This window comes from Nocardiopsis sp. NPDC006198, from assembly GCF_040613895.1.
Lineage (GTDB): Bacteria > Actinomycetota > Actinomycetes > Streptosporangiales > Streptosporangiaceae > Nocardiopsis > Nocardiopsis tropica.
On record NZ_JBEXSY010000011.1, the window covers coordinates 141,641 to 151,916 of the forward strand.

Consider the following 10,276-nt stretch of genomic DNA (forward strand, 5'->3'; position numbering starts at 1 on the left):
GGGGCGCGTCCGGTCCGGACCCCGGGAGCCCGGGGCCCGCGCGGTCAGGGCACCCAGAGGCCGAGGGACTCGGCGACGAGCGCGGGGCGCTCGGAGCCCTCGATCTCCACGGTGTGCCGGGTGCAGACCAGGTAGCCCTTGGGCGTCTCCTTGACGGAGACGATCTCCACGCCGTCGCGGACGCGGGAGCCGGACGCGACGGGCTGGAGGAACCGCACCTTGTTCAGCCCGTAGTTGACGGACATGCTCGGCTTCTCGGTGACCGAGATGATCGACTGGGAGAAGTGGGCCAGCAACGACAGGGTCAGGAACCCGTGCGCGATGGTGGTGCCGAAGGGGCCGTCGGCCGCCCTCTCCTGGTCGACGTGGATCCACTGGTGGTCCTCGGTCGCGTCGGCGAAGAGGGAGATCCGGTCCTGGCCGATGGTCACCCAGTCGGTGTGGCCCAGGTGCTCGCCCTCGGCTGAGAGCACCTCGTTGATGTCGGCGAATACGCGCACCGCGCCTCCACTGTCACGTCGGGTCCGGGGGTCGGGGCCGGACGGTGCCGCAACTCTACCTAACGGTGTTCGGTTATAGGTGCGCGCCCTCCGCCGCAGCGCCCCGCCGCAGCGCCCCGCCGCGTGCGGAGCGGCGCTGCGGGGACCGCGGGCACGCCCGCCCGGCGCGGGGTCAGCGGCGTCGGCCGCGGGCCTCGCGCGCGGTGCGGACCTCGCGCGGTCCGTCCGCGTCCACCACCAGGGACCGCGCGGTCCGGTCGGCCACCGCGGCCCGGTCCACCCCGTGTCCCAGCCCGCTCTCCGCCAAGGGGATCGGCACCACACCGTCATGGGCGCGCACCGGCGGCACCACCAGGTCGCGGCTGCGGTTCCCGGCGCCGGGCATCTCCACCGGGAGGGACGCCCCGGTCAGGGACGCCAGCGCGACCACGGCCGCACGGCCGATCCCGGTCGTCGCCGACGAGCCGCACCACACCTGCCAGCCCGCGTCCACGGCGCGGTCCACCGCGCGCCGGGCGGACGTCAGCCCGCCCAGCCGGGTCGGGTCCACGTTGACGGCCCCGCCCGCCTCGGCGCGGATCGCGTCGTCCAGGTCCTCCACCGACGACAGCCCCCGGCCCAGGGCGACAGGGGTGCGCAGCTCCGAGGCCAGGCGCGCGTGGGCGGCCAGGTCGCCCGGCGCGAAGGGGTCCTCGACGGCCAGGAGGCCCAGCCCGTCCATGGCGCGCAGCGAGTCCAGGTCGGCGGGCGACTCCGTGTAGCGGCCTCCGCAGTCCACCTGGAGGACCAGGAACGGGAAACTGGTCTGCACGGCCCGGACCACGTCGGCGTCCCACCCCGGCTCCACCTCCAGCCTGATGCGCCGGAAACCCGAACCGACCTGCCGGTTCACCTCCGTGACCACCGACTCCAGGGTGACCTGGCGGGCCAGGGTCACCCCCGCGGTGAGCGCGGTGCGCTCACCGCCGAGGGCGTGCGACAGCGGCGTCCCGCGCTGTCGGCTCCACAGGTCCCAGCAGGCGGTGTCCAGGGCGTTCGCCACAGCGGGATCCCGCGGGAGGTCGGCCCAGGCGTCGCCCGCCTCGGTGGGGCGCCTCCACGTGTGCCGGAGCAGGGCCGGGGCGAACCCGGCGGTCAGGGCCTCCCACTGGGCCCCGGTGGCGGCGGGGAGCTCTCCCCAGCCGCCGACCCCCTCGCCGTCGGCCACTCTGACGAGGACGGGGCCGTCGGTGTCGGCGCTCCGCCCGCCGGACGCGGGCCGCAGTCGGATCAGCTCGAGTTCGACGATCCGTGTCGCGGTCGCCGAGCCGGTGTGTGCCACGCTGTCCCCACCTCGGTGTTCGTCCTCCCGCAGGTCGTCCGTCCCAGGCGGGCGGACGCGGGCCTTCCTCCCGACCGTACCCGCGCCCGACCTGCCCGACCACCCCGAACCGCGTGGTCCTTCCCATCGGCCGGGCCCGGTCGGGGGCCCGCCCCGGTCCCCGGAACGCGGTGCGCGCCCGCGCCGTCCACAGGCGGACGGACGGCCTGGCGCCGCGGCGGGTTTCCGGGTTTCCTTGGATACAGGGGGTCCCCGGGGGCCGCCGACACCGGTGTGCGCTCCCCGCGGCGGCGTCCCGGGGACGGGCGCCTGCCGCCCCCGCGCCCCGCGCTCGCCCGCCGTCCCGCGTCCGCGCACGGGTCCGCCCCCGCTCCCGTTCCCGTCCCCGCGCACGGGTCCGGGCCGCCCCCGGCCGGACGGGCTCGGACGGGGACGGCCCGGAAGGGCGCGGGGAGGGGCGAGAGCGCTCAGCCGGCGGCGAGGACCTCGTCCAGCCTCCGGTGCTTGAGGCCGTGCGCCTCCGCGACCGGCGCGTACACCACCTCGCCGCCGAAGGTGTTGAGCCCCCCGGCGAGCGCGTCGTCCTCGCGCAGGGCCCGGCGCCAGCCCTTGTCCGCCAGCGCCGCCGCGTACCGCAGGGTGTCCTTGGTCAGCGCGTGGGTGGAGGTGTTGGGCACCGCGCCCGGCATGTTCGCCACGCAGTAGAACACCGTGTCGTGCACCCGGAACGTCGGGTCGTCGTGCGTGGTCGGCCGGGAGTCCTCGAAGCAGCCGCCCTGGTCGATCGCGATGTCCACCAGCACCGCCCCGGGCCGCATCCGCGACACCAGCTCGTTGGACACCAGCTTGGGCGCCCGGGCGCCCGGCACCAGCACCGCGCCGATCACCATGTCGGACTCCAGGACGGAGTGCTCCAGCTCGAACGCGTTCGAGACCACGGTCCTGATCCGGCCCCGGTACAGCGCGTCCACGTGGCGCAGCCTGTTCACGTTCAGGTCCAGCACGGTGACGTCGGCGCCCATGCCCACCGCGATCTGCGCCGCGTTGAGGCCGGAGACGCCCCCGCCGATCACGGTCACCCGCGCCGGTCGCACGCCCGGGACGCCGCCCATCAGGACCCCGCGGCCGCCGTTGGGCCGCTGGAGCGTCACCGCCCCCATCTGGGGCGCCAGCCGCCCCGCCACCTCGGACATCGGGGCCAGCAGTGGCAGGGCTCCGTCCGGCAGCTGCACGGTCTCGTACGCGATGCCCGTCACCCCCCGCTCCAGCAGGGCCTCGGTGCACTCCCGGGACGCGGCCAGGTGGAGGTAGGTGAAGAGGACCTGCCCGTCGCGCATCCGGTGGTACTCCTCCCGGACCGGCTCCTTGACCTTCAGGACGAGGTCGCCCGCCGCCCACACCTCGTCGGCGGTGTCCAGGATGCGGGCCCCCGCCGCGGAGTACTCCTCGTCGGAGATGGAGGAGCCCAGGCCGGCGCCGCGTTCGACGACCACCTCGTGGCCCCGGCCGGCCAGCTCGTGGACTCCCGCGGGAGTGATGGCCACCCGGTACTCGTGGTTCTTGATCTCACGGGGCACGCCGATGCGCACGGTTCCTCCACTGGTATCTCCGTTGATAGCCCCACTGTGAACTGCGAAGGCGTTCCGGCGCTATCGCCAACATGCATGTCTCTCGGCGTTCTTGTTGACACCGTGTAAGGGCGGTGTGTGGGGTGTGACACGAGGGTGCGCCGGTGCCGTCCAGGACCCGCGGCGGCCTCCCCGGGGGAGGGCTACCGGTCGTCCCCGGTCGCCGCCTCGCGTCCCGACACCCACACCCGCCCTACCCGGCCGGTCAGCTCCCTACCCGCGTACGGGCTCGGGTCGGCCGGGGGGACCGCCACCCCGCGGGCGTGGTCGAAGGCGACCAGGTCCGCGTCGAACCCCGCCGCGATCCGGCCCTTGCCGTCCAGCCCCAGCAGTTCCGCCGGGGCCCGCGACGTCCAGCGGGCCAGGTCCGCCAGGCCCAGCCCGCGCCGGTGCGCCGCCGTCCACAGCGCCGACAGGCTCCACTCCAGCGTGTACAGGCCGTGGGAGGGCAGGTGCCCCGAACCGATCGTGGAGATCGCCGAGCCCTGCGAGAGCAGGGCGCTCCACAGCGCCCTGCGGTTGGCGTCGGAGCGCAGCGGTGGACGGCAGCCGTGCGCGGGCGAGGACGGGGCCAGCCCCTCCGCGGGCAGGCAGAGGTAGTGCGGGCAGGTGTGCGCCGTCATCGCCACGCCGATCGACTCCGCCGCCGCCAGCAGGGCCGCGCAGTCCGCCGCCGTGAACGGGCACACGTGCGTGCGCGCCCCCACCACGCGCGCCGCCGCGATCACCCGCTCCATCCCCCGGCGCTCCGCCCGGGGCGGCCGCTGCTCCGCGGACACCGGCGGGGACCCCAGCTCGCGGGCGTCCTCGGTGTGCACGAGCAGCACCGCGTCCGACGCGGTGAGCTCGGCCATCGTCTTGCGCAGCAGGGCGTCGCTCATCGCCGCCGTGTCCGGGGACCCCCCGTCCGACAGGGAGCAGTGGAACGCCACCGCGCCCGCCGCCTGGAGGTCGGCCAGGTCCAGCGGACTGGTGCCGCTCGTCACCCCTCCCAGGAAGCGCACGGACACCGGGGAGCCCGCGGCCGCCAGCTGGTGGGCGTGCAGCGCCTCGGCGCACGTGATCGCCGGGCGCGCGGGCGCCGGGGCGGCGACCACACAGGTCACGCCGCCCCTCAGCGCCGCCTGTCCCACCAGGCGGTAGGACTCGGCCAGCCCCCGGCCCGGCACGTGTACGCCGGTGCCGATGTCCACGGCCCCGGGCAGCAGGGCCACGTCACCGAGATCGGTCACCTGCCGCGCGCGCAGGCGCGCACCGTGGTCCGCGACGGCCTCGATGCGGCCGTCGCGGACGGCGACGGAGGCGGGCACGACCCCCTCGGGGGTGACCACCCGCCTGGAGCGGACCACACTGTCGAACTCGGTCATCGCCGTCTCCTTCGTACGCTCGCGACGAGAGAGTGCTGCTGGGACACGGGATCCGCGGGGGGATCGTGGGAGCGGGGGACGAACGCGAGGAGGAGTGAGACCGTCGTCACGACTGGTTCACGAGCGTAGCGCGAAGAGCCCGGCCGGAAGGGGAGAACCCGACAACAGGGGCCCGCGCGCAGCGGGGGCCGGCCCGGGGGCGGCGCCCCGCTGCGCGGGAGGGCCGCACGGTCGCGGGGGCCGTCCGGGCGAACCCCAGTCCGACGCCGTGTAGTAGACCGTTTAACCTTGGGCGAGGTGCTCCTCCGTGCACAGCCCCTGCCGGAGCCGACCGTGCGGCGGCGAGGCGGCCACAACCGAGGGCTCCGACCAGCCAACCGAACGACATCGACGACGGAGTGCCGCGTGGCTCCACTCGCACACAATGCGACATCCTCCTCCCCGGAGCACCATGACGACGCTCCGGGCACAGGGCGGGTGCCCCTGTTCGCCGTGGCCGCCGCGGTCCTGGGACTCACGGGGCTGAGCCTCACCCTGGTCCTCGGCGGCGCCGCCTTCCCCGAGGTCATCCCGGGCCTCCCCGACGCGGGCGAGGCCGTGCGGTGGGGCATGCCGCTGGCCAAGGTCGCCATGGACGGCTCGGCCGTGGTCGCGATCGGGCTCCTCCTGCTCGCCGCGGTCCTGCTGCCCTCGCGCCAGGGCAGGCTCACCCCGCAGGCGGCCTCCTACGTGCGCGGAGCCACCTGGGCGGCCCTCGTCTGGGCCGTCGCGGCCGTGGCCACCCTCTACTTCCAGGCCTCCGAGTTCCTGGCCAGGACCATCGGCCAGGTCAGCGTCGACGAGGTCACCGCGTACGCCGGGGCGGTCTCGGGCGGCATCGCGCTCATGTTCGTCATCCTGCTGACGACCGGCATCGCCCTCTTCGGCCGCACGGCGACCACGGCGACCGGGGGCCTGTGGCTCCTGGTCCTCGCCCTGGTCGCCACCACGCCGCCCGCCCTGACCGGCCACTCCGCCTCCTCCGGCGCCCATGAACTCGCCGTGACCGGGCTCGCCATGCACGTCGTCTCCATCAGCGTGTGGGTGGGCGGGCTGGCGGCCGTCACCTACCACGCGGTGCGCCGGGACGCCCAGGAGCCGGCGGTCACCGCCCACCGGTTCAGCCGCCTGGCCCTGTGGGCCTACATCGGTGTCGCCGTCAGCGGCGCGGCCAGCGCCCTGGCCCGGCTCTCCTCACCGGCCGAGCTCGTCACCACCGAGTACGGGCTGATCATCCTGGTGAAGATCATCCTGTTCGGCGTCCTGGGGGCGTTCGGGTACATGCACCGCGAGTTCGCCCTCAAGGGGGCCGGCGGCCCGGAGTTCCGGCGCGGCTCGTTCCTGCGCATCGCCCTGGTCGAGGTGCTCGTCATGGCCACCGTCATCGGTGTCTCCGTCGGTCTGGGGCGCACCGCCCCGCCCCCGCCGCTGGAGGGCACCGTCGACCCCGCCGCCGCCATCCTCGGCTTCCCCGTCCCGCCGCCCATGAGCGTGCAGACGCTGCTCACCCTGTGGCGTCCGGACCTGTTCTTCATCATGCTCGTGGTCGTCGCCGGAGGACTGTACGCGGCGGGGGTGACCCGGCTGCTGCGCCGCGGCGACACCTGGCCCGTCGGGCGCACGGTCGCGTTCGGGGCGGGTCTGCTGTCGATCGTCGTCATCCAGCTCAGCGGTTTCGCGACCTACGCGATGGTGCTGTTCTCGACGCACATGATCCAGCACATGACCCTGTCGATGCTCACCCCCATCCTGCTGGTGCTGGGAGCGCCCGTCACGCTCGCGCTGCGTGCGCTCAAGCCCGCCCGGCAGCGCGGGGACCGGGGGCCGCGCGAGTGGCTGAACCTGTTCCTGAACAGCCGCTTCTCCAAGGTGGTGACACACCCCGCGGTGGCGGCGCCGCTGTTCGTGTTCAGCCCCTACGCCCTGTACTTCACCCCGCTCTTCCCGACCCTGATGAACGACCACCTCGGTCACCTGTTCATGGGCGCGCACTTCCTCGTCACCGGTTTCCTCTTCTACTGGGTCATCGTGGGCGTCGACCCGGCGCCGAGGAAGATGCCCTACCTGCTGCGCATCCTGCTCCTGCTGCTCGCGATGGGCTTCCACGCCTTCTTCGGCATCTCGATCATGATGCAGTCGGCCCCGATGGCCATGGACTTCTACAGCCAGTTCGACGTGCCGTGGCTGGACGGCCTGGCCGAGGACCAGTACGCGGGCGGCGGGGTCGCCTGGGCGCTCGGGGAGATCCCCACACTCCTGGTGATGCTCACGCTCGTGGTCCAGTGGTCCCGCGACGACGAGAAGCAGGAGCGCCGCAGGGAGCGCCACAGCCGCCGCGGGGGCTCGGACGACGCCGACATGGACGACTACAACGCCTACCTGGCCGAACTGGACCGCCGCTCGCGCGGCCTGGCCTCCCCGGGGACCGCGACGGCGCCCGCCGACGAGCCGGACGCCGCCGGTTCCGACCACCCCGCCGACCGGACGGAGCGGGACGGACGGGACGGGAAGGACGAACGGGGGGCACAGGAGTCCGCCGGAGAAGGCGCCGCGGACGACGACCCGGCCGCCGCGAACGGCCGCTGACCCGACCGGAGGCGGGGGCGCACCACCCGGTGCGCCCCCGCCGTCGTGTCCGGGGGCGTGACGGGCGGGGCCGCGGTCGGCCCGGGGAGCCCCGTCGCGGGGCCGGGCCCGGACGACGAGTGCCCCGCGCCGACGGGCACGGGGTGCGGGGAGGGGGGGCTCAGACGACGAGGGCGGCCACGGCCGCGCCCAGCAGTCCCAGCGCCAGGCAGATCAGGAGGCCCGCGGCCAGGACCGGCGGCGACGGCCGCAGCGACGCGAGGGCGGTCTCGCCCGTGGCGGCAGCCCGGCGGCGCGCCACCACCGGCAGCATCGCCACGTTCACCGCGTACACGACGGCCACCACACAGGTGGCCGTGGCGAACGCCACCCAGAAACCGGAGCCCGAGGACAGCGTGTTGGCGGCGGTGAGCGTCGGCAGCGCCACCAGCAGCACCACGGAGGCGGCCCCGAACGCCACCCGTACCCGGGGCGAGGCCCCGCGAGCGCTCCCCGAGACCACGAGGAGCAGACCGATGAGGGCCGCCATCATGATGGCGCCCACGATTCCGAACACAGCGATGTCCACCAGCGAATTCACGCTGGTCATTGTCGCACCGCCGCGCGGGTGCGCCGACCCGGGGTGGGTGCGGGGCCCGTCCCGCCGACGGGCACGCGTGGGCGGAGCGCCCCGGGCGCGGCCGGGCGGCGTGCGCGCGGGGCGCGGCCCCCGCCCCGCACCCGGCCGCCGGAACGGACGTCCTCCGCCCGGGGACGGAACCGGGTCCGCCCCCGTCCGGGAAGCGGCCCCGGACGCCCGGTCAGCCGGTGTGCTCCACCCGCGAGCCGGAGGGCCCCTTGACCACCTTCAACCGGGTGGTGACCCGGTGCTTGAGGTCGGCGACGTGGCTGACCACGCCCACGGCCCGCCCGCCGTCCCTCAGGCGGTCCAGCACGTCCAGCACCTCCTCCAGGGTGTCCTCGTCGAGGGTGCCGAAGCCCTCGTCCACGAACAGGGTGTCGATGTCGGCGCCGCCCGCCTCGGCGGCGGCCACGTCGCCCAGCCCCAGCGCCAGGGCCAGTGAGCTGAAGAACGTCTCGCCGCCCGACAGGGTGGCCGGGTCGCGCTCCACCCCCGTCCACGCGTCGACCACCCGCATGCCCAGGCCGCCCGCCGACCGCGCACGGCCGTCCCCCGCGGCCTTGTCCACCGTGTAGCGGAGTTCGTACCGGCCGTCCGACATCGTCAGCAGTCGTCCGTTGGCCGCCGCCACCACCTGCTCCAGGCGGGCGGCCAGCACGTACGCGGACAGGCGGACGTTGTCGGTGTTGTCCCCGGAGGTGCCCGCGGCCAGGCCGCGGAGGCCCTCTGCCACCGCGTAGCGGCGCAGGACCGGTTCGCTGCCCTCCATCCGGCTCCGCAGCTCCCGGCGGAGGGCGGACAGGCGCCGGGCCCGCTCCTCCAGCATGCTCCGCCAGGCGACCGCGCGGTCGGCCGCGGCGGAGGCCCGCTCGGCCCCGGCGGTCAGCGCGGCGATGTCGGGGGCCGGGCCGTCGGCGGCGAGGAGCTCCGGATCGGCCAGCGCGGCCCGGGCCGCGGCCAGCTCGTCGTCGAAGGCGCGGGCGCGCTCGCGCAGGGCGCGCCGCTGCGGCTCGTCCACGGCCGCCTCCCACACCCCGGCCTCGTCGGCGAAGCGGGCCTCGGCCCGGTACCGCTCGGCCTCGGCGACGGCGGACCGGTACTCCTCGGCTGCGCCGTCGCGGGTGTTCGCGGCCTCGGCGGCGGCGCGCAGCAGGTCGGCCTCCCCGAACAGCCTGGTGATCCGCTCCTCCAGCCCCGGATCGCCCCCGCGCGCCGCGTCGAGCAGGGCTGTCAGCCTCCCGTGCTCCCGGACCGCGCTCTCCAGCTCGGTCCCGGCCTCCGCCTCCAGCCGGGTCAGCTCCCCCTCCCGGGCGCGGATCCGCTCCACCTCGGCCTCGAGCTGTTCGAGCGCCTCCTCCACCCGGTGGACCTCGCCGGCGGCGGCGCGGGCGTCGGCCAGCTCCCTCGCGCGCTCCCCGACCTCGTCCCGGGCGGACTCCGGGGTGAGGCCCTCGGCGCGTTCGAGCGCCGCGGCCCGGCGCTCGCCCAACGCCACCACGTCGCTCTCCGCCGCGGTGCGGCGGGAGGCGGCGTCGTCCGCCGCGGCCTGCGCCGCACGCTCCTCCTCCGCGGTGACCAGGTCCCCGTCCGAGGGGAGGGCGGGACGCGGGTGCTCCGCCGACCCGCACACCGGGCACGGGGCCCCCTCGGCCAGGCCCGACGCCAGCTCGGCGGCCATGTGGGTGATCCGCCGCTCGCGCAGCGCGAGGGCCCGCTCGCGTGCGGCCTGCGCGGCGTCCACGGCGCGGCGGCACCGGGCCTCGGCCTCCTCCAGCTCGCGGCCGAGCCGTTCGTACGCGGCGGCCGCATCCCGGCGGCGCTCCGCGGCGGCCAGGGCGGTTCCGGCGGACTCCACCTGCCCGGCCAGGTCGCGGACCCGGCGCAGTTCGCCTGTCAGGGACTCGACCCGGGGAGGCAGGGAGAGGGCCCGCTCGCGCAGGCGCGCCGACTCCTCGCGGGTGCGGTCCAGGCGCGCGGTGAGCTCGTCGACGGAGCGGCCCAGGGCGCGGCGCCGTCCGGCGTCCCCGCGGAGGTGCTCGAGGCGGGCCAGTTCGGCACGGCGCTCCTGCTCGGCGGCGCGCAGCGCCTCCTGGGGCCGGAGCGGTTCCGGGGCGGGGGGGGGCGGGCCCGGCGCCCCCCGCCCCGGCGGGGGTGTGGTCACGGCCCGGCCGATGCGGGGGGGCCCGGCGGCCAGGGGCGGGTGGGGGGGGACG

Annotated in this window: 7 protein-coding genes; 1 reads left to right on the plus strand and 6 read right to left on the minus strand. The window is 75.9% G+C overall.

The window, feature by feature from the left end:
- Positions 1–44: 44 nt before the first annotated feature.
- From ABZ234_RS10740 to ABZ234_RS10755, 4 genes are all read right to left on the minus strand, one after another.
- Complete coding sequence (locus tag ABZ234_RS10740) at positions 45–500, minus strand: MaoC family dehydratase (RefSeq protein ID WP_267946062.1); 456 nt, start codon at positions 498–500, stop codon at positions 45–47.
- 172 nt (positions 501–672) lie between these two features.
- On the minus strand, positions 673–1,821 hold the full coding sequence (locus ABZ234_RS10745; protein ID WP_355011829.1) for an enolase C-terminal domain-like protein: 1,149 nt from the start codon (positions 1,819–1,821) through the stop codon (positions 673–675).
- 467 nt (positions 1,822–2,288) lie between these two features.
- Positions 2,289–3,410, minus strand: coding sequence for an alanine dehydrogenase (gene ald / locus ABZ234_RS10750; RefSeq protein WP_355011830.1), 1,122 nt, complete (start codon positions 3,408–3,410; stop codon positions 2,289–2,291).
- Positions 3,411–3,592: 182 nt separating this feature from the next.
- Positions 3,593–4,816 (minus strand): amidohydrolase family protein, encoded by a 1,224-nt coding sequence (locus ABZ234_RS10755; RefSeq protein ID WP_355011831.1) that lies wholly within the window; start codon positions 4,814–4,816, stop codon positions 3,593–3,595.
- Positions 4,817–5,221: 405 nt separating this feature from the next.
- Between ABZ234_RS10755 and ABZ234_RS10760 the strand changes: the two genes are divergently transcribed.
- Positions 5,222–7,441 carry a cytochrome c oxidase assembly protein gene (locus ABZ234_RS10760; protein WP_355011832.1) on the plus strand — a complete coding sequence of 740 codons (2,220 nt, stop codon included), beginning with the start codon at positions 5,222–5,224 and terminating at the stop codon, positions 7,439–7,441.
- Between the two features lie 160 nt (positions 7,442–7,601).
- On the opposite strand, the gene ABZ234_RS10765 is transcribed toward ABZ234_RS10760, so the two are convergent.
- A complete protein-coding gene (locus ABZ234_RS10765) occupies positions 7,602–8,030 on the minus strand; it encodes a hypothetical protein (RefSeq protein WP_267946057.1) in 429 nt (142 codons plus the stop codon).
- Between the two features lie 211 nt (positions 8,031–8,241).
- Positions 8,242–10,276, minus strand: a 2,035-nt coding sequence (locus ABZ234_RS10770) for an SbcC/MukB-like Walker B domain-containing protein (protein ID WP_355011833.1), incomplete at its 5' end; no start/stop codon positions are given.